Origin of the sequence: Cedecea colo (assembly GCF_011808225.1) — a bacterium.
GTDB classification, from domain to species: Bacteria; Pseudomonadota; Gammaproteobacteria; order Enterobacterales; family Enterobacteriaceae; genus Dryocola; species Dryocola colo.
Genome location: NZ_SOYS01000013.1, coordinates 20,444 through 39,111, shown reverse-complemented (window position 1 = coordinate 39,111; position 18,668 = coordinate 20,444). Strand labels below are relative to the sequence as shown.

Annotated in this window: 19 protein-coding genes; 12 read left to right on the top strand and 7 right to left on the bottom strand. The window is 53.3% G+C overall.

Annotated elements, in window-relative coordinates:
* Positions 1-2: 2 nt before the first annotated feature.
* The 3 genes from rpmG to radC form a co-directional block, all read right to left on the bottom strand.
* Positions 3-170: a 50S ribosomal protein L33 gene (rpmG, locus tag E2L00_RS19835; RefSeq protein WP_167614663.1), complete on the bottom strand. Its 168-nt coding sequence runs from the start codon at positions 168-170 to the stop codon at positions 3-5.
* Positions 171-183: 13 nt separating this feature from the next.
* A complete protein-coding gene (gene rpmB, locus E2L00_RS19830) occupies positions 184-420 on the bottom strand; it encodes a 50S ribosomal protein L28 (RefSeq protein ID WP_034918399.1) in 237 nt (78 codons plus the stop codon).
* Between the two features lie 215 nt (positions 421-635).
* On the bottom strand, positions 636-1,301 hold the full coding sequence (gene radC / locus E2L00_RS19825; protein ID WP_167614662.1) for a RadC family protein: 666 nt from the start codon (positions 1,299-1,301) through the stop codon (positions 636-638).
* A 177-nt stretch (positions 1,302-1,478) separates the two neighbouring features.
* Here radC and coaBC point away from each other — a divergent pair, with 177 nt between their 5' ends.
* The 3 genes from coaBC to slmA all read left to right on the top strand — a co-directional run bounded on the left by coaBC (position 1,479) and on the right by slmA (position 3,844).
* On the top strand, positions 1,479-2,690 hold the full coding sequence (gene coaBC, locus E2L00_RS19820; protein ID WP_167614728.1) for a bifunctional phosphopantothenoylcysteine decarboxylase/phosphopantothenate--cysteine ligase CoaBC: 1,212 nt from the start codon (positions 1,479-1,481) through the stop codon (positions 2,688-2,690).
* Positions 2,668-3,126: a dUTP diphosphatase gene (dut, locus tag E2L00_RS19815; protein WP_167614661.1), complete on the top strand. Its 459-nt coding sequence runs from the start codon at positions 2,668-2,670 to the stop codon at positions 3,124-3,126. Before coaBC ends, dut begins: the two co-directional genes overlap by 23 nt.
* Positions 3,127-3,247: 121 nt before the next feature.
* Positions 3,248-3,844 carry a nucleoid occlusion factor SlmA gene (slmA, locus tag E2L00_RS19810; protein ID WP_167614660.1) on the top strand — a complete coding sequence of 199 codons (597 nt, stop codon included), beginning with the start codon at positions 3,248-3,250 and terminating at the stop codon, positions 3,842-3,844.
* Between the two features lie 30 nt (positions 3,845-3,874).
* On the opposite strand, the gene pyrE is transcribed toward slmA, so the two are convergent.
* Positions 3,875-4,516 (bottom strand): orotate phosphoribosyltransferase, encoded by a 642-nt coding sequence (gene pyrE, locus E2L00_RS19805; RefSeq protein ID WP_167614659.1) that lies wholly within the window; start codon positions 4,514-4,516, stop codon positions 3,875-3,877.
* 62 nt (positions 4,517-4,578) lie between these two features.
* Positions 4,579-5,295: a ribonuclease PH gene (gene rph, locus E2L00_RS19800; protein WP_167614658.1), complete on the bottom strand. Its 717-nt coding sequence runs from the start codon at positions 5,293-5,295 to the stop codon at positions 4,579-4,581.
* A 123-nt stretch (positions 5,296-5,418) separates the two neighbouring features.
* On the opposite strand from rph, the gene E2L00_RS19795 reads away from it, so the two are divergent.
* The gene (locus tag E2L00_RS19795) at positions 5,419-6,282 is read left to right on the top strand and encodes a YicC/YloC family endoribonuclease (protein ID WP_167614657.1); all 864 of its coding nucleotides are present in this window, start codon (positions 5,419-5,421) and stop codon (positions 6,280-6,282) included.
* Between the two features lie 36 nt (positions 6,283-6,318).
* Here E2L00_RS19795 and E2L00_RS19790 read toward each other — a convergent pair whose 3' ends face one another.
* Positions 6,319-6,708, bottom strand: coding sequence for a hypothetical protein (locus E2L00_RS19790; RefSeq protein WP_167614656.1), 390 nt, complete (start codon positions 6,706-6,708; stop codon positions 6,319-6,321).
* Positions 6,709-6,903: 195 nt separating this feature from the next.
* On the opposite strand from E2L00_RS19790, the gene E2L00_RS19785 reads away from it, so the two are divergent.
* A complete protein-coding gene (locus E2L00_RS19785; protein ID WP_167614655.1) occupies positions 6,904-7,521 on the top strand; it encodes a trimeric intracellular cation channel family protein in 618 nt (205 codons plus the stop codon).
* Here the strand turns inward: E2L00_RS19785 and ligB are convergent.
* Entirely contained in the window at positions 7,518-9,206 is a 1,689-nt protein-coding gene (gene ligB / locus E2L00_RS19780) for an NAD-dependent DNA ligase LigB (RefSeq protein WP_167614654.1), read from the bottom strand. The genes E2L00_RS19785 and ligB overlap by 4 nt on opposite strands.
* 255 nt (positions 9,207-9,461) lie before the next feature.
* Here ligB and gmk point away from each other — a divergent pair, with 255 nt between their 5' ends.
* The 7 genes from gmk (at position 9,462) to E2L00_RS19745 (ending at position 18,662) form a co-directional block, all read left to right on the top strand.
* The gene (gene gmk, locus E2L00_RS19775; protein ID WP_167614653.1) at positions 9,462-10,085 is read left to right on the top strand and encodes a guanylate kinase; all 624 of its coding nucleotides are present in this window, start codon (positions 9,462-9,464) and stop codon (positions 10,083-10,085) included.
* Positions 10,086-10,138: 53 nt separating this feature from the next.
* A complete protein-coding gene (gene rpoZ / locus E2L00_RS19770) occupies positions 10,139-10,414 on the top strand; it encodes a DNA-directed RNA polymerase subunit omega (RefSeq protein ID WP_034461476.1) in 276 nt (91 codons plus the stop codon).
* A 19-nt stretch (positions 10,415-10,433) separates the two neighbouring features.
* Positions 10,434-12,545, top strand: a complete 2,112-nt coding sequence (spoT, locus tag E2L00_RS19765) for a bifunctional GTP diphosphokinase/guanosine-3',5'-bis pyrophosphate 3'-pyrophosphohydrolase (protein WP_167614652.1) — start codon at positions 10,434-10,436, stop codon at positions 12,543-12,545.
* A gap of 4 nt (positions 12,546-12,549) precedes the next feature.
* On the top strand, positions 12,550-13,239 hold the full coding sequence (gene trmH, locus E2L00_RS19760; protein WP_167614651.1) for a tRNA (guanosine(18)-2'-O)-methyltransferase TrmH: 690 nt from the start codon (positions 12,550-12,552) through the stop codon (positions 13,237-13,239).
* A gap of 3 nt (positions 13,240-13,242) precedes the next feature.
* Positions 13,243-15,324 (top strand): ATP-dependent DNA helicase RecG, encoded by a 2,082-nt coding sequence (gene recG / locus E2L00_RS19755; protein ID WP_167614650.1) that lies wholly within the window; start codon positions 13,243-13,245, stop codon positions 15,322-15,324.
* 138 nt (positions 15,325-15,462) lie between these two features.
* Positions 15,463-16,854: a nucleobase:cation symporter-2 family protein gene (locus E2L00_RS19750; protein ID WP_167614649.1), complete on the top strand. Its 1,392-nt coding sequence runs from the start codon at positions 15,463-15,465 to the stop codon at positions 16,852-16,854.
* Positions 16,855-16,979: 125 nt separating this feature from the next.
* Entirely contained in the window at positions 16,980-18,662 is a 1,683-nt protein-coding gene (locus tag E2L00_RS19745; RefSeq protein WP_167614648.1) for an AsmA family protein, read from the top strand.
* Positions 18,663-18,668 lie beyond the last annotated feature (6 nt).

Genomic DNA, 18,668 nt, shown 5'->3' with positions numbered 1-18,668 from the left:
AATTATTTAATTTTAGCTTCTTTGTACAGTACGTGTTGACGGATAACTGGATCGAACTTTTTCAGTTCCAGTTTTTCCGGCTTAGTACGTTTGTTCTTCGTGGTGGTATAGAAGTGACCAGTACCAGCAGAAGAAACCAGCTTGATCTTCTCGCGAACACCTTTAGCCATGACTTAGTTCCTCTTAGTACTTCTCGCCACGGGTACGAAGATCGGCCAGAACCGTATCGATACCCTTCTTATCAATTACACGCATACCTTTAGCAGATACACGCAGTGTGACAAAACGCTTCTCGCTCTCAACCCAGAAACGGTGAGAGTGCAGGTTCGGCAGGAAACGGCGTTTGGTCGCGTTCATTGCGTGGGAACGGTTATTACCGGTCACCGGACGCTTGCCAGTAACTTGGCAGACTCGGGACATGTCTATTCTCCAAAAATCAAATTAGCTCGAGCTTCGTATAGGGTTATGGCGCCTCGTCAGGCTGCAAGCCTGGTCCCTGGCGGTTCAATGTGAACCACAGTGCCAGGCGCATAATGCCAAACCCGAGATTCTCAAAGGTGGCGTAGTATACGCTGCCTGACGCATGTGCTCAAGTCCCGAACAGACAAAGATCCCCATGGATCGCGCAAATCAGCTTAAATCCACCCACGTTCAGCAAAAGAAACGTACTCTCCGCGACCAATAACCAGATGGTCAAGCACGCGAATTTCCATAAAAAGGCAGGCTTTCACGATACGTTCAGTAATGGCACGGTCAGCTTTGCTCGGTTCGGCCCTACCCGACGGGTGATTATGCGCAAGAATGACCGCCGCTGCATTAGATTTCATCGCTTCGCGTACAATTTCTCGGGGATGCACTTCGACATGATTCAGCGTTCCAGAAAACATTGCCGCGTGTTTAATAATTCGATGCTGGTTATCGAGAAATATCACCATGAAGATCTCACGCTCTTCCGTGGTCAGCTGGCTCTGGATAAACTCCCGAACGGTATCAGGGCTCTTCAACGTGAGTTCTTCAACCCCACGCGAGACGTAATAGCGCCTCGCCAGTTCCGCAATCGCATTTAACTGGGTGTATTTGGCCTCGCCAATCCCTTTAATGTCCTTAAACTGCGAATAATCTGCCGACAGCAAGCGACTCAGGGAACCAAATTTTTCCAGCAGAACATTTGCCAGGGCCAGTACGTTCATATCCCTTAAACCCGTGCGTAAAAAGAGCGCCAATAGTTCTACGTCGGTTAATGAGCCGACGCCAAACTTGAGAAGCTTCTCGCGCGGTAAGCCACTTTTATCCCAGCCCATTTTTATCTCCATCAGAACCTCCGTATCCCTTTGTATAGCCATTGTGCACGACTGTCCGGCTACTCGCGATATAGAGAGTTTCAGCGTGCGGGATACCTCGCAAACTGCAAAAAGTTGTGGCCTGAGGAGTGTGATAAAATAGGTCCACGATTAAGACTTGCGGTGGGAAAAATCATGATGGGGCTTTCCGGCAAAAAAATTGTTCTGTGTGTCAGCGGCGGTATCGCAGCCTATAAAACGCCTGAGCTGGTGCGCCGTCTGCGCGATCGCGGAGCAGATGTACGTGTGGCAATGACCGAGGCGGCCAAAGCCTTTATTACGCCATTGAGCCTGCAGGCCGTATCCGGATATCCGGTATCAGACAGTTTGCTTGACCCAGCAGCGGAAGCAGCAATGGGTCATATTGAACTGGGAAAATGGGCAGATTTGGTTATTCTCGCCCCTGCCACAGCCGATCTGATTGCCCGCGTAGCGGCAGGTATGGCGAACGATTTGGTTAGCACCATTTGCCTTACAACCCCCGCGCCTGTCGCGGTTGTTCCCGCCATGAACCAACAAATGTATCGTGCAGCAGCAACCCAGCACAACCTTGAGGTCCTGGCTTCCCGTGATTTACTGCTGTGGGGGCCAGACAGCGGCAGCCAGGCGTGTGGCGACGTGGGTCCCGGCCGCATGCTCGACCCGTTAGACATAGTAGAACTGGCCATTGGTCATTTTAGCGTCGTCAAAGATCTGCAACATCTTAACGTCATGATTACCGCCGGCCCGACGCGTGAGCGTCTTGACCCGGTACGCTATATCACCAACGACAGCTCGGGCAAAATGGGATACGCAATTGCGGCAGCGGCGGCGACGCGGGGTGCGAATGTGACGCTGGTTTCCGGCCCGGTTGCCTTATCTACTCCGGCATGGGTGAAACGCATTGACGTCAATTCCGCTCTGGAAATGGAAGCTGCCGTTCAACAAAATGTCTCGGGCCAGCATATTTTTATCGGCTGTGCAGCCGTAGCAGATTATCGCGCGGCGAGCGTTGCGAATGAAAAAATCAAAAAGCAAGGCGCTGAAATCACGCTAAAAATGGTTAAAAATCCGGATATTGTTGCAGGCGTTGCTGCGCTTTCTGTCAGCCGTCCGTATGTTGTTGGGTTTGCCGCCGAAACAACTAATGTGGAAGAATATGCCCGGCAAAAGCGTATCCAAAAAAATCTCGACCTGATTTGTGCCAATGATGTTTCACAAACAGGTCAGGGCTTTAATAGCGACAGCAACGCGTTACACCTTTTCTGGCAGGAGGGAGATAAAGTCTTACCGCTAAGCGATAAGTCACTCCTTGGCCATCTTTTATTGAACGAGATTGTTACCCGTTATGATGAAAAAAATCGACGTTAAGATTCTGGACCCGCGTGTGGGACAGCAGTTCCCGCTGCCGACTTATGCTACTTCCGGCTCTGCCGGACTCGATCTGCGTGCATGCCTGGACGAGGCAGTAGAACTGGCGCCAGGCGTAACCACGCTGGTGCCAACTGGACTTGCAATCCATATTGGCGATCCGTCTCTGGCGGCCGTTATCCTGCCACGCTCCGGGCTTGGCCATAAACACGGCATAGTCCTTGGCAACCTGGTAGGGCTGATAGATTCCGATTATCAGGGACAGTTAATGGTATCTGTCTGGAATCGCGGGCAAGATAGCTTCACCATTGAGCCGGGCGAACGCATTGCGCAGATGGTGTTCGTGCCCGTTGTACAAGCCGAATTCAACCTGGTCGAAGATTTTGATACCAGCGACCGTGGCGAAGGCGGTTTTGGCCATTCCGGCCGTCAGTAACTCGTTTTATAAACGTAACCACACACATTCATAACGTTAAAACAAACCGCAAGCGGCATGCTTGCGGGCGCTGTGTGGCTGCTTGCCTGGCAGATGCTTTATTTCAGGGGTATTTTAAAACATGGCAGAAAAACAGACTGCGAAAAGGAATCGTCGCGAGGAAATACTTCAGTCTCTGGCCCGGATGCTTGAATCCAGCGACGGTAGCCAACGCATCACCACCGCTAAACTTGCAGCCACGGTGGGCGTTTCTGAAGCGGCGCTGTATCGTCATTTTCCCAGCAAAACGAAAATGTTCGACAGCCTTATCGAGTTTATTGAAGACAGCCTTATCACCCGCATCAATCTCATCCTGAAAGATGAAAAAGATACGCTGACCCGCCTGCGTCTTATCGTCCTGCTGGTGCTTGGTTTCGGTGAAAAAAATCCTGGTCTGACCCGTATTCTGACCGGCCACGCGCTGATGTTCGAACAGGATCGCTTACAGGGCCGCATCAACCAGCTTTTTGAGCGCATCGAAGTGCAGCTACGGCAGGTTATGCGCGAGAAAAAAATGCGTGAAGGAGAAGGTTATTTTACCGATGAAGCGCTGCTGGCAGGCCAACTGCTGGCCTTCTGCGAAGGGATGCTTTCTCGTTTCGTACGCAGCGATTTTCGCTATTTGCCGACAGATGATTTCGATACCCGCTGGCCATTAGTTGCCGTGCAGCTTCGTTAAACTGAAAAGGGCCTTTAGCGGCCCTTTTTCTTACACGCCGTACCGATCCCGGTATTCCTGCACCGCAGCCAGACTTGCGGCCATTTCCGGTTTCTCTTCCAGATACGCAATCAAATCCCTCAGCGTAATAATAGAAATCACCTTACAGTGATAATCACGCTCGACTTCCTGAATGGCAGAGATTTCACCGCGCCCACGCTCCTGACGGTCCAGAGAAATCAGTACGCCCGCAAGCGTTGCGGAGTTAGCGGCGATGATTTCCATAGATTCACGAATCGCGGTACCGGCGGTAATAACGTCGTCCACCAGCATTACGCGGCCCTGGAGCGCGCTACCCACCAGGTTACCGCCTTCACCATGATCTTTGGTTTCTTTCCGGTTGAAGCAATAAGGCACATCGCGTTCATGGTGTTCTGCCAGCGCAACTGCGGTAGTCGTTGCGATAGGGATGCCTTTGTAGGCAGGCCCAAACAGCAAATCAAAATCAATACCGGAATCCATTAGCGCGGCAGCGTAAAAACGACCCAGCAGTGCCAGATCTCGCCCGGTATTAAACAGCCCGGCGTTGAAGAAATAAGGGCTGGTACGCCCGGATTTCAGCGTGAACTCGCCAAACTTCAGTACCTGCTTGTTAAGCGCAAATTCAATAAACTGGCGCTGATACGGTTTCATGGATTCGCTCCTCTGGGTTTCTTCAGATATAAAAAAGGCGACTGCTTCAGTCGCCTTAAAAATCAATTTTCTAACGCCGCCTTCTGCGAAGTGACGATTGATTCAATTCCCCCTCGCGCCAGCGCCAGCAGCGTCAGCAACTCTTCATGGGAGAACGGCTCGCCTTCGGCGGTGCCCTGAATCTCAATCATACGACCATCTTCCATCATCACGACATTCATGTCGGTTTCTGCTGCGGAATCTTCGATATATTCCAGATCGCAAACCGCTTCGCCATTAACGATGCCAACGGAAACCGCAGCAATCATCCCCTTCATCGGGTTGGTTTTTAGCTTGCCGATAGCAACCAGTTTGTTCAGCGCGTCAGCCAGCGCAACACAGGCGCCGGTGATCGATGCGGTACGGGTACCGCCGTCGGCCTGCAACACATCGCAATCCAGGGTAATGGTATATTCACCGAGGATTTTCAAATCCACCGCTGCACGCAAAGAACGGGCAATCAGACGCTGGATTTCCAGGGTGCGGCCACCCTGTTTACCCTTCGCCGCTTCGCGAGCATTACGGCTATGGGTAGAACGCGGCAGCATACCGTATTCTGCGGTGATCCAACCTTGCCCCTGTCCTTTCAGAAAGCGTGGTACGCCTTCTTCAACGGTGGCGGTGCACAAGACTTTGGTATCGCCAAATTCGACCAGCACAGAACCTTCAGCGTGTTTGGTGTAATTACGGGTCAGTGTGACTGGGCGCACTTGTTCGGCGCTACGACCTGATGGACGCATGGGCTTATCTCCGGCTAAAACGAATGTGGCGCGCATTATACGGGCTTCGGACGCTTATTCCTATCCTGCCCGGCCAGGCATGGTTATAATCCCTCCATCCATTGCTCAATACGGTAACGATTTATGATCCGCAGTATGACCGCCTATGCCCGACGTGAAGTAAAAGGCGAATGGGGCAGCGCCTCCTGGGAGTTACGTTCGGTAAACCAACGTTACCTTGAAACTTATATCCGCATGCCGGAACAGTTCCGTAGCCTCGAACCCGTGGCCCGCGAACGCATTCGTACTCGCTTAACCCGCGGAAAAATCGAATGTAATCTTCGCTTTGAACCTGACGCACGTGCGCAAAGCTCGCTCCTGCTTAACGAAAAGCTGGCTAAACAGCTCGTTGAAGCAGCGAACTGGGTAAAGATGCAAAGTGATGAAGGCGAAATCAATCCGGTTGATATTTTACGCTGGCCGGGCGTGATGTCCGCCCAGGAACAGGATCTGGATGCCATCGCCGCTGAAATTCTTGCCGCGCTGGACGGTGCCCTGGATGATTTCATCCTTGCTCGCGAAACCGAAGGCAAGGCGCTGAAAGCTCTTATCGAACAGCGCCTTGAAGGCGTCAGCGCTGAAGTTGCTAAAGTGCGCGCGCAGATGCCTGAAGTCGTTAAATGGCAGCGTGAACGTTTAGTCAGCAAACTCGAAGAAGCCCAGGTTCAGCTTGAAAACACCCGGCTTGAGCAAGAGCTGGTTCTTATGGTGCAGCGTATTGACGTTGCCGAAGAACTGGATCGCCTGGAAGCGCACGTTAAAGAAACGTACAACATCCTGAAGAAAAAAGAAGCCGTTGGTCGTCGCCTCGACTTTATGATGCAGGAGTTCAACCGCGAGTCGAACACGCTGGCCTCTAAATCCATCAATTCTGATGTTACCAACTCAGCCATTGAGCTTAAAGTGCTGATTGAGCAGATGCGCGAGCAGATTCAGAACATTGAGTAGACTAAAGAAGCCCGTTTCATCGGGCTTTTTCTATTTTTATGTATACACCATAAGTTCTTCTGCCGTTATCAATCCCATCTTTTCTAACTGAATGGCTACTGCACGTGCGGAACGTTCAAACTGCGCGCTCAGCGCTTCGATAGCATTATTCTGGTTATAGCTTTCCTCAAGCAGATGCCTCTCTTCTTCAGTCCAGGGAAAATGCGATTTCGCTGGTCGTCCTTCGGCAATATTCTTTTGCTGCCGCTCCTCCGGAGTCAGCTTCGATTTTTTCTGTTTTTCCGGCTCTGCGGCTAGCTCTTCGGCCAGTGTAAACAACATCCGTATGGCTTCAGGTTTATTGGCTACCGAACCGGAGGACAATATTTCTCCCGTTTCAGGATTGATTCCATTTGCTAATGCCCTTAGCATCGCTGTGATATTCATCGTTACCGTCCCCTCCGGTTCAATAGTTATACTAATCCTTTTTACGGTCGCATATTTTAACCTGATAACCGTGGGCTAAAGAAGCCAACAATTTCACATAAATAAATCTAATCGATAAAAAATAAGTTTAGAAAATCTCAATCGTGATACCTCCCACAAAACGCTACCATTTGCACAATTTCTCCGGGAGTGTTTATGCTGCTACATATTCTTTACCTTATTGGTATTACCGCCGAAGCAATGACCGGCGCGCTGGCGGCTGGTCGGCGCCGCATGGACACTTTCGGTGTCATTATTATTGCTACGGCTACCGCACTCGGCGGAGGCTCGGTGCGTGACATCCTGCTCGGGCACTACCCGTTAGGCTGGGTAAAGCACCCTGAATATGTAGTAATTGTCGCCGTAGCGGCGGTAGTGACCACCATCGTTGCCCCGGTCATGCCCCACCTGCGACGACTTTTTCTCGTTCTGGACGCCCTTGGCCTGGTGGTGTTTTCCATCATTGGCGCACAGATTGCGCTGGATATGGGCGAAGGTCCGGTCATCGCAATTATCGCAGCAGTAGTGACGGGCGTATTCGGCGGCGTATTGCGCGATATGTTCTGCAAACGCATTCCGTTAGTTTTCCAGAAAGAGCTATACGCTGGCATCTCCTTTGCCTCCGCAGTGCTGTATATCGTGTTACAGCACTATGTATCCAGTCACGATGTGGTAGTGATTGCGACACTTATTTTCGGTTTCTCAACGCGTTTATTAGCGCTGCGCCTGCGCCTGGGTTTACCCGTTTTCCACTACAAACATGCCGACCATTAATCAACAAATCCTTTTATGCCCTGCTGCGCCAGAAAAACAGCCAGGGCGTTGATCTGCGGATAATTCATAAACTCCACCAGTTTTTTCGCCCGCTCCGCCCCCACGCCCGGTAGTTCTTGCCAGCTCAACTCATCGCGAGAGATCAACTGTCGCCAGTGAGTATCTGAAAGTACATTTATTGCAGGTTTCGGCAGGGGAAGGCCAAAGGCCATTAGCCAGCGATGAAAAGGCCGCTGACGAGCCATTGAGAACTGATGCCAGAGCTGCGTACCACGGGCGGGTGATATTCCTTTAACCCGGAGTAAATCCTCAGCGCCCAACAGCAGCCAGGAAAAAATATTTTCGAAATGAAAAGCCTGATGTAGCTGTTGCCAGGTACTTTTGCTCACGCCCTTAATATCCAGTACAGCCAGCGAGCTTGCCCAGGCGAGACGGGCAAAAAACTGTTCACGACATGCCACAGTTACAGAAAGGCAGCTTAAAGGCGTGTTGTTTAATTTGGCCGGCGGCTGTGGCTTGTCTCGCAGGTTTACACGCCAGACGACCTTGTCGATTCTCGGAATGCCCTGGCCCGCAAGGCTCACCATTACCTGATCGCCCGGCGCAATATCCAGATCTTGCCAGCGTTTAACCGAACCAACGTTAACGCGTTTAATTTGTTTATCGTCGAGTTGTAATGGTTCCAGATCCAATACCACGGCAACTTTCCCGGTACGCCCAACGGTAAAGCGAATGTCCTTTACGTCGGCGATTTGCTGGACCGGTGGATACTTCCAGGCCGCAAGCCACGATGCCTGTCCTGGCTGCCAAAATTTCCCGGCAGGCTCTGTGCCCTGACGAATTACAACGCCGTCGGTCACAAAAGGTAAAGGGGAGGCGAACCACAGATTGCGCAAAGAGGAGATTTCATGCAGAGAGGAAACTGGTTTTGACCATGCCTTTACGAGCGAAAATCCTGCGCTGTCCAGCACTTCCAGTTTATGCCTGAAGTCTGCCGGGCCGTCTGGCCACGCCCAGATAAACACGTCAAAATCGTTAAGAAAGGCGGCATTTGCCTGCCGCATCATAGCGCCTGCAACTTTACTCCTTGCATTCATTCCTCCCACTATCTTCTGCACGTGCTGGGCACGTTTTAAGAACAACTCTCCCTGCAAAATACTATCGGCCAGCGCGCCGGTGAGCTTTTTAGGTATCGCATCTATCATGGCCGCTTTAGCGGTCCAGTCCTCGCCTTTCAGCCCGTTTCCACGGCTGAGAAGCTGCGCGAGCTTGCCGTGCCGGTACACAAGCGTGATCGCCACGCCATCAATTTTCGGCTGTACCCATAAATCGGTTTTACCCTCAAGCCATCGCGCCACTGCCGGGCTATCCGCCAGTTTTTTAACCCCTGTATGGGCGATGGGATGCTGTGTCTTGCCGTTAGTCGAAAGCGTGGGTTGCAGAGGTGCTGCCGCAGGCTGGTAACAACGCTGCCACATGTTTAAACGTGAACGGAGCCGATCGTATACCGCATCGCTGATACGACTCTCCCCGTCACGGTAATAGACCTCGTCCCACTGATTAAGCTGGGTTTGTAATTTCTCCATTTCCTGACTTGCCTGCAACGGTGACCAAACCGGGCACGAAGCCAAAGCGACTCGTGTCAGGACGCTCAAAATCACAATCAGCTTGATTAACCCTTCCATAACGCTCTCCCTGTCAGTTCGCCATGAGGTATAGCGCGGGCAGGCGTCAGCTGCGAGAATGAATTTAAAGCGATGCGAGGCATTTTCAGATAAAGCGCTGACGTTGCAGCAACGGACGCTGAATACGGGAAAGCATTACGCAAAATCATCGAAAAGCGTGCCGGGAACACGACAAATTCTCCGTGCTACCGTGTCGACGTGTATAATAGGCCAGTAGACGCTCTTCTTTTATCCTTACCGAATAAGTTAGAACCCATGGCTCAAGGCACGCTTTATATTGTTTCCGCCCCAAGTGGCGCGGGGAAATCCAGCCTCATTCAGGCTCTGTTAAAAACACAACCGCTGTATGACACACAGGTTTCTGTTTCCCATACCACTCGTGGCGTTCGTCCCGGTGAGAACCATGGTGAACACTATTTCTTCGTCAGTAAGGACGAATTCAGGCAGATGATTGCCGAAGACGCTTTCCTCGAACACGCGGAAGTCTTTGGTAATTATTACGGCACCTCGCGCCATGCGATTGAGCAAATACTGGCAACCGGTGTGGATGTATTTCTTGATATCGACTGGCAGGGCGCGCAGCAAATCCGCAATAAAATGCCGCATGCGCGCAGCATCTTTATCCTGCCGCCGTCGAAAGACGAATTAGACCGCCGCCTGCGTGGCCGTGGCCAGGACAGCGAAGAAGTCATCGCGAAGCGTATGGAACAGGCTGTTGCAGAAATGAGCCATTACGCGGAATATGATTACCTTATCGTTAATGATGATTTCGACACCGCGCTGTCAGATTTAAAGATTATTATTCGTGCCGAGCGTCTGCGAATGGGTCGCCAAAAAGCGCGACATGACGCTTTAATCAGCAAACTATTGGCAGACTGAGCCCAGTTTCAGTATCATGCCCAGTCATTTCTTCATCTGTGGAGCTTTAAAATATGGCACGCGTAACCGTTCAGGACGCTGTAGAGAAAATTGGTAACCGTTTTGACCTGGTACTGGTCGCCGCACGTCGCGCTCGTCAGATGCAAACCGGTGGTAAAGATCCTCTGGTACCTGAAGAAAACGATAAAACGACCGTTATCGCACTGCGCGAAATCGAAGAAGGGTTGATCACCAACCAGATTCTCGATGTTCGTGATCGCCAGGAGCAGCAAGAGCAGGAAGCCGCAGAACTGCAGGCCGTTACCGCTATTGCTGAAGGTCGTCGTTAATTAGCCCTGCGGGTAGCCCTTGTATCTGTTTGAAAGCCTGAATCAGCTGATTCAACAATACTTGCCTGAGGAGCAGATAAAGCGCCTCCGGCAAGCCTATCTTGTCGCGCGTGATGCTCACGAGGGACAAGCACGTTCAAGCGGTGAACCCTATATCACCCATCCTGTAGCCGTTGCCTGCATTCTGGCCGAGATGAAACTCGACTATGAAACGCTAATGGCCGCGCTGCTGCATGACGTGATTGAAGACACCCCCGCCACCTATCAGGATATGGAACAACTGTTTGGCAAAAGCGTTGCCGAGCTGGTGGAAGGGGTTTCTAAGCTGGACAAACTGAAGTTCCGCGACAAGAAAGAGGCCCAGGCCGAAAACTTCCGCAAAATGATCATGGCGATGGTGCAGGATATCCGCGTCATTCTGATCAAACTCGCCGACCGAACGCACAATATGCGTACTCTGGGGTCGCTGCGTCCGGACAAGCGCCGCCGCATCGCCCGCGAAACCCTCGAAATCTACAGTCCGCTGGCCCACCGTCTTGGTATTCACCACCTGAAAACCGAGCTGGAAGAGCTGGGCTTTGAAGCGCTCTACCCGAACCGCTACCGCGTCATTAAAGAAGTGGTTAAAGCGGCGCGTGGTAACCGCAAAGAGATGATTCAAAAAATCCTCTCTGAGATCGACGGGCGCTTACAGGAGGCGGGTATTCCGTGTCGCGTCAGCGGCCGCGAAAAACACCTTTACTCCATCTACTGCAAAATGACGCTCAAAGAGCAGCGTTTCCACTCAATCATGGATATCTATGCCTTCCGCGTAATCGTTCATGATATGGATACCTGCTACCGCGTCCTTGGGCAAATGCATAGCCTCTACAAGCCACGTCCGGGGCGGGTGAAGGACTATATCGCCATTCCAAAAGCGAACGGCTATCAGTCCCTGCATACTTCGATGATTGGTCCGCACGGCGTACCGGTAGAAGTGCAAATCCGTACCGAAGATATGGACCAGATGGCTGAGATGGGGGTTGCCGCCCACTGGGCTTATAAAGAGCAGGGTGAGAGCAGCACTACCGCGCAAATCCGCGCCCAGCGCTGGATGCAAAGCCTGCTGGAACTGCAGCAGAGCGCCGGTAGCTCCTTTGAATTTATCGAGAGCGTTAAATCCGATCTCTTCCCGGATGAGATTTACGTTTTCACCCCGGAAGGGCGAATTGTCGAACTCCCGGCAGGAGCAACGCCCGTGGACTTCGCCTATGCGGTACATACCGACATCGGTCACGCCTGCGTCGGCGCCAGGGTCGACCGCCAGCCCTATCCGCTCTCGCAGTCGCTTACCAGCGGCCAGACTATCGAAATTATCACCGCGCCAGGTGCAAGACCAAATGCCGCCTGGCTGAACTTTGTGGTCAGTTCCAAAGCACGCGCCAAAATTCGCCAGATGCTGAAAAACCTCAAGCGAGACGATTCAGTCAACCTGGGACGCCGCCTGTTAAATCATGCTTTAGGCGGTAGCCGCAAGCTGGCCGAAGTCCCACCAGAAAATATCCAACGTGAGCTTGAGCGCATGAAGCTCGCCTCGCTTGATGATCTGCTGGCGGAAATCGGCCTTGGCAACGCCATGAGCGTGGTAGTTGCGAAAAACCTGCAGGGCGAATCGCAAGCCTCACTACAGGCAAATGCCTTGCCGCATAGCCATCTGCCAATCAAAGGCGCAGACGGCGTGCTGATTACCTTTGCAAAATGCTGTCGCCCAATTCCTGGTGACCCGATTGTTGCCCATGTCAGCCCCGGTAAGGGCCTGGTTATCCACCATGAATCCTGTCGAAACATCCGCGGCTACCAGAAAGAGCCGGAGAAGTTTATGGCTGTGGAATGGGACAAAGAGGCGGAGCAGGAGTTTATCACCGAGATCAAGGTGGATATGTTTAACCACCAGGGTGCGCTGGCAAACCTCACCGCGGCGCTGAACAACGCGGGTTCGAATATTCAAAGCCTGAATACCGAAGAGAAAGACGGCCGCGTTTATAGCGCCTTCATTCGCCTGACGGCCCGCGATCGTATCCATCTGGCGAATATCATGCGTAAAATCCGCGTGATGCCGGACGTGATTAAAGTCACCCGTAACAGAAACTAACGTTATGAATCCACAACGTTATGCCCGCATCTGCGAAATGTTAGCCCGCCGTCAGCCCGATCTGACGGTCTGCATGGAGCAGGTCCATAAACCTCATAACGTCTCGGCGATTATCCGCACCGCAGACGCGGTGGGCGTGCACGAGGTTCACGCCGTCTGGCCGGGAAATCGTATGCGCACCATGGCCTCATCCGCTGCGGGCAGTAATTCCTGGGTCGAAGTTAAAACCCATCGCACCATTAGCGATGCCGTTTCTCAACTAAAAAGCAGCGGCATGCAAATACTTGCCACTAACCTTTCTGATAAAGCCGTCGATTTTCGTGAAATTGATTACACGCGTCCGACCTGCATTCTGATGGGCCAGGAGAAAACCGGCATTACTCAGGAAGCGCTGGCGCTGGCAGACCAGGACATTATCATTCCGATGATCGGCATGGTGCAGTCGCTCAACGTTTCTGTCGCCTCCGCGCTTATCCTTTATGAGGCACAGCGCCAGCGTCAGAATGCCGGTATGTACCAGCGCGAAAACAGCACTCTGCCGGACGCTGAACAACAGCGCCTGCTGTTTGAAGGCGGCTATCCGGTGCTGGCACGCGTCTCCCGCCGTAAAGGCCTGCCTTATCCCCATGTGAATCAGCAAGGCGAGATCGAAGCTGATGCCGCCTGGTGGGCCACAATGCAGTCTGCGGAGTAAATCATGAAAGGCCGTTTGCTGGATGCCATACCGTTAAGCACGCTTGCCGGAGTAGGTGCCAGCCAGAGCGGCAAGCTGGCCAAAATTGGCCTGCATACCATCCAGGATTTATTGCTGCACCTTCCGTTGCGCTACGAAGACCGCACCCATCTTTATCCCATTAATGAACTTTTGCCTGGCGTTTACGCCACGGTGGAAGGGGAAGTGCTGAACAGCAATATCAGCTTTGGCCGCCGCCGGATGATGACCTGTCAAATTACTGACGGCACCGGCATCCTGACAATGCGCTTTTTCAATTTCAACGCGGCGATGAAAAACAGCCTGGCGCCGGGCAAGCGTGTACTTGCCTATGGCGAGACAAAGCGCGGTACACACGGCGCGGAGATGATCCATCCGGAATACCGTGTACAGGGCGAGCTCAGCACGCAGGAGCTGCAGGAGACGCTAACGCCGGTTTATCCCACAACCGAAGGCATTCGCCAGGCAACGCTGCGCAAGCTGACCGACCAGGCACTCGAACTGCTGGATACCTGCGCCATTGCAGAATTGCTCCCGCCGGAACTGAGTCAGGGAATGATGAGCCTGCCGAAAGCCTTACACACGCTGCATCGTCCGCCGCCGGATACGCAACTTGCGGATCTGGAGACAGGTAAGCACCCGGCCCAGCAGCGCTTAATCCTTGAGGAATTACTGGCGCATAACCTGAGCATGCTGGCGCTGCGCGCGGGTGCTCAGCGCTATCACGCTTTGCCGCTAGTTAATCACGACGAACTGAAAAACCGTCTTCTGGCCGCTCTGCCGTTTAAACCAACCGGCGCACAAGAGCGGGTCGTTGCGGAAATCGAACATGATATGGCGCTGGACGTGCCGATGATGCGCCTGGTACAGGGCGATGTAGGTTCAGGAAAAACGCTGGTTGCCGCTCTTGCAGCCCTGCGGGCTATTGCGCACGGCAAACAGGTTGGCCTGATGGCTCCTACGGAACTGCTCGCCGAACAGCACGCCAGTAACTTCCGCCAGTGGTATGCGCCTCTGGGAATTGAGGTTGGCTGGCTTGCCGGAAAGCAAAAAGGCAAAGCACGCATTGCACAGCAGGAAGCCATTGCCAGCGGCCAGGTATCGATGGTTGTCGGCACTCACGCTATCTTCCAGGAACAGGTGCAGTTTGCCGAACTGGCGCTGGTAATTATCGATGAACAGCATCGCTTTGGCGTTCATCAGCGGCTGGCGCTGTGGGAAAAGGGACAGATTCAGGGCTTCCATCCGCATCAGCTAATCATGACGGCCACGCCAATCCCCCGCACGCTCGCCATGACAGCTTATGCCGATCTGGATACGTCAGTTATCGATGAACTGCCGCCGGGCCGTACGCCCGTTACTACCGTTGCCATCGCGGATACCCGCCGTAACGATATTATCGAACGGGTCCGCAGCGCCTGCGCTACGGAAAAACGTCAGGCTTACTGGGTTTGCACGCTGATTGAAGAGTCGGAGCTGCTGGAGGCGCAGGCGGCGGAAGTCACCTGGGAGGAGCTTAAAACCGCTCTGCCCGATCTCAACGTCGGGTTAGTACACGGGCGCATGAAGCCGCAGGAGAAACAGGCGGTGATGCAGGCGTTTAAAGAGGGCGATATCCATCTGCTGATCGCCACGACGGTTATTGAGGTCGGCGTGGATGTACCAAACGCCAGCCTGATGATTATTGAAAACCCGGAACGTCTGGGGCTTGCGCAACTCCACCAGCTGCGTGGCCGCGTTGGCCGTGGCGCCGTCGCCTCCCATTGCGTGCTGCTTTATAAAACGCCGCTGTCCAAAACGGCTCAGCTGCGTTTGCAGGTTTTACGGGACAGCAACGATGGCTTTGTGATTGCGCAAAAAGACCTGGAAATTCGTGGGCCGGGAGAGCTACTCGGTGCTCGCCAGACGGGAAGCGCCGAGTTTAAAGTAGCGGACTTACTGCGCGACCAGGCGATGATCCCGGAAGTGCAGCGGCTTGCTCGTCATATTCATGAACGTTTCCCGGAGCAGGCAGCCGCGCTGATTGAACGCTGGATGCCGGAAACGGAACGCTACTCGAATGCCTGATGACGCAAACGTCGACAGCGCCAGATACAGCTTAAACGCCGTATAAGTTTTAAATATTAATAATGTCGCCATGCAATCGTTTGCTTTTACCATTCAGTCCGTTAAAATCTTCGCTTTTCCACCACGGGACCTCCTCTGATGTCTGTAAATGCCGTTGAATCAGAAAATGCGCAACCGGTTGCATCGACTCGCTCCAGTGAATTGATATATCGCCTTGAAGACAGACCTCCTCTTCCACAAACGCTTTTCGCCGCCTGTCAGCACCTGCTGGCGATGTTTGTCGCGGTTATCACGCCGGCATTACTGATTTGCCAGGCTCTGGGATTACCGGCATCGGACACGCAGCACATTATCAGCATGTCGCTGTTCGCCTCCGGCGTAGCCTCTATTATTCAAATTAAAGCCTGGGGCCCCGTGGGTTCGGGACTGCTGTCGATTCAGGGCACCAGCTTTAACTTCGTCTCGCCGCTGATTATGGGCGGTATGGCGCTAAAAAACGGCGGTGCGGACGTGCCGACAATGATGGCGGCGCTCTTCGGTACGTTGATGCTCGCAAGCTGCACGGAGATGGCACTTTCCCGCGTATTGCACCTGGCGCGCCGTATTATTACTCCGCTGGTTTCCGGCGTCGTGGTGATGATTATCGGCCTGTCGCTGATTCAGGTAGGCCTTAACTCTATCGGTGGCGGATACGCCGCGATGAACGATCACACCTTTGGCGCGCCGAAAAATCTGCTGCTGGCCGGCGCCGTACTGCTGGTAATTATTCTGCTGAACCGCCAGCGCAACCCGTATCTGCGCGTCGCGTCTCTGGTCATCGCTATGGCTGTGGGTTATGCACTGGCATGGGCTCTGGATATGCTGCCGGAAACCACCGCGTCTACGAATACCGATTTAATCATGGTCCCGACACCGCTTTATTACGGGCTGGGCATTGACTGGAACCTGCTGATCCCGTTGATGCTGGTGTTTATGGTAACCTCGCTGGAAACCATCGGGGATATTACCGCTACCTCTGACGTTTCCGAGCAGCCCGTTTCGGGTCCTCTGTATATGAAACGCCTGAAAGGCGGCGTGCTGGCTAACGGCCTGAACTCCTGCGTATCCGCTATCTTCAACACTTTCCCGAACTCCTGCTTTGGACAAAACAACGGGGTGATTCAGCTCACCGGCGTCGCCAGCCGTTACGTTGGTTTTGTGGTGGCGCTGATGCTGATTGTGCTTGGCCTGTTCCCTGCGGTGAGCGGTTTTGTTCAGCACATTCCTGAGCCGGTACTCGGTGGCGCAACGATTGTGATGTTCGGTACTATCGCCGCATCCGGCGTGCGCATCGTTTCACGCGAACCGTTGAATCGTCGTGCGATTATGATTATTGCCCTGTCGCTGGCGGTGGGTATGGGCGTGTCTCAGCAGCCGCTGATTCTGCAGTTTGCTCCTGACTGGCTGAAAACGCTGCTCTCCTCCGGTATTGCTGCCGGTGGTATCACGGCGATTGTCCTGAACCTGATTTTCCCGCCTGAAAAAGATTGATGTTCCTCACGCGCCGGTGATTTGTTGCCAGCGGCGCGTGAAACCCTCTCTGACAAACTCATCCTTGAGCTATAACGGTAAATGGGGCATAACACCCTTACCGAAACTTCATGGGATGGAAGGCAATGAAATTTCTCGGAAAGCTTATTGCGACACTCGTAGCGATCGTTCTGGTCGTACTGATTGCTGCTTATATTTTGCTGCAGACCCGCTGGGGAGCAGGCCAGGTCAGCGGCTGGATTAACGAGCAAAGCGACTACGATTTTTCGTTTGATGTGATGGAACACCGCTGGGCTTCTCCCATGCACCTTACCTTCAGCAACGTGACGTTTGGGCGAAAAGGTCAGCCAGCTACTCTGGTTGCCCAGGGCGTCGATATAGGTCTGAGCTCCCGCCAGTTTTCAGAGCCGCTGCACGTTGATACCATTTTGCTGAAAAAAGGCACCCTGAATCTCAGCCCGGACTCCGCCCCGCTTCCCTTCCAGGCCGACATGCTGCAACTTAGCGATATGGCGCTTAATAGCCCTGACGCCGGATGGAATTTGCGTGCTCAGCGCGTGAACGGAGGCGTCACGCCATGGCAACCTGAAAGAGGAAAGGTACTGGGCAGCACGGCAGATATTCAATTCAGCGCGGGTTCAATGTCGCTTAACGGTGTGCCCGCAAGCAACGTGCTGTTACAGGGCGCCATTAATCAGGGGCAGGTAACGCTCTCCACCATCGGCGCGGATATAGCTCGCGGCTCGCTCACCGGTACTGCAAATCGGAATGCGGATGGCTCGTGGCATATTGGCAGCCTGCGCCTCAACGATATTCGTTTGCAAACGGATAAATCCATAAGCGATTTCCTTTCTCCTCTCACTACCGTCCCGTCGCTGGAAGTGGATAGCCTGGAGATCACCGACGCGCGCCTGGAGGGCAAGGGCTGGGCGGTAACGGATTTAGATCTGAGCCTGCGCAATCTGACGCTCGCCAACGGCGGATGGCAAAGCGATGACGGCAGGTTGTCGCTAAACGCCAGCGAGTTCATCAACGGTACGTTGCATCTTAACGATCCAATCGTAAACATAGATTTTACTCAGCAAGCCGCCGTGCTGCGTCAGTTTACCTCCCGCTGGGAAAGAGGCATGGTTCGCGCCTCGGGTCAGTGGCTGCGCAATGATAACCAACTGACGCTTGATGAAGTCGTGCTGGCCGGGCTGGAATATACGCTGCCGGCAGACTGGAAAAAACGCTGGCTGGCGCCCGTTCCGGAATGGCTAAACAAAGTGACCATCAAAAAGCTTTCGGCTAACCGGAACCTGATTATCGATATCGATCCAACTTTCCCGTTCCAGCTCACCGCGCTGGACGGCGTGGGAAATAATCTTGAGGTGGTGCGGGACCGACAGTGGGGTCTGTGGGATGGCAATATCAGCCTGAATGCTGCGGCTGCAACCTTTAACCGCGTGGACATTCGACGTCCTTCTATTGCCCTGACGGCGAACGCGAATCAGATTTCCGTCACGGAGCTAAGCGCCTTCGCCGGAAAAGGGATGCTTGAAGCGACAGGCGCTGTCTCACAATCCCCGCAGCGTAATACGGCGATAAAACTTCGTGGTCGCTCAGTACCGATTAACACTTTGCATCAATGGGGATGGCCAAATTTACCGCTGGAGGGGGAAGGTAACCTGCAGCTTTCCGTTACCGGTAGTCTTGCTGCGCAGACGCCGCTGAAACCCACGGTAAACGGCACGCTTCAGGCCACCAGTACGGACGGAAAACAGCTACAGCAAACCATGCAAAAAGGTGAAATACCCGGCGCATGACTTCCC

Coding starts and splice junctions, on each gene's coding strand:
- E2L00_RS19750 (WP_167614649.1), top strand. CDS start 15,463: ATGTCTGTAAATGCCGTTGAATCAGAAAATGCGCAACCGGTTGCATCG.
- dut (WP_167614661.1), top strand. CDS start 2,668: ATGATGAAAAAAATCGACGTTAAGATTCTGGACCCGCGTGTGGGACAG.
- trmH (WP_167614651.1), top strand. CDS start 12,550: ATGAATCCACAACGTTATGCCCGCATCTGCGAAATGTTAGCCCGCCGT.
- rph (WP_167614658.1), bottom strand. CDS start 5,295: ATGCGTCCATCAGGTCGTAGCGCCGAACAAGTGCGCCCAGTCACACTG.
- E2L00_RS19795 (WP_167614657.1), top strand. CDS start 5,419: ATGATCCGCAGTATGACCGCCTATGCCCGACGTGAAGTAAAAGGCGAA.
- rpmG (WP_167614663.1), bottom strand. CDS start 170: ATGGCTAAAGGTGTTCGCGAGAAGATCAAGCTGGTTTCTTCTGCTGGT.
- recG (WP_167614650.1), top strand. CDS start 13,243: ATGAAAGGCCGTTTGCTGGATGCCATACCGTTAAGCACGCTTGCCGGA.
- E2L00_RS19790 (WP_167614656.1), bottom strand. CDS start 6,708: ATGAATATCACAGCGATGCTAAGGGCATTAGCAAATGGAATCAATCCT.
- slmA (WP_167614660.1), top strand. CDS start 3,248: ATGGCAGAAAAACAGACTGCGAAAAGGAATCGTCGCGAGGAAATACTT.
- rpmB (WP_034918399.1), bottom strand. CDS start 420: ATGTCCCGAGTCTGCCAAGTTACTGGCAAGCGTCCGGTGACCGGTAAT.
- rpoZ (WP_034461476.1), top strand. CDS start 10,139: ATGGCACGCGTAACCGTTCAGGACGCTGTAGAGAAAATTGGTAACCGT.
- pyrE (WP_167614659.1), bottom strand. CDS start 4,516: ATGAAACCGTATCAGCGCCAGTTTATTGAATTTGCGCTTAACAAGCAG.
- E2L00_RS19785 (WP_167614655.1), top strand. CDS start 6,904: ATGCTGCTACATATTCTTTACCTTATTGGTATTACCGCCGAAGCAATG.
- E2L00_RS19745 (WP_167614648.1), top strand. CDS start 16,980: ATGAAATTTCTCGGAAAGCTTATTGCGACACTCGTAGCGATCGTTCTG.
- gmk (WP_167614653.1), top strand. CDS start 9,462: ATGGCTCAAGGCACGCTTTATATTGTTTCCGCCCCAAGTGGCGCGGGG.
- ligB (WP_167614654.1), bottom strand. CDS start 9,206: ATGGAAGGGTTAATCAAGCTGATTGTGATTTTGAGCGTCCTGACACGA.
- coaBC (WP_167614728.1), top strand. CDS start 1,479: ATGGGGCTTTCCGGCAAAAAAATTGTTCTGTGTGTCAGCGGCGGTATC.
- radC (WP_167614662.1), bottom strand. CDS start 1,301: ATGGGCTGGGATAAAAGTGGCTTACCGCGCGAGAAGCTTCTCAAGTTT.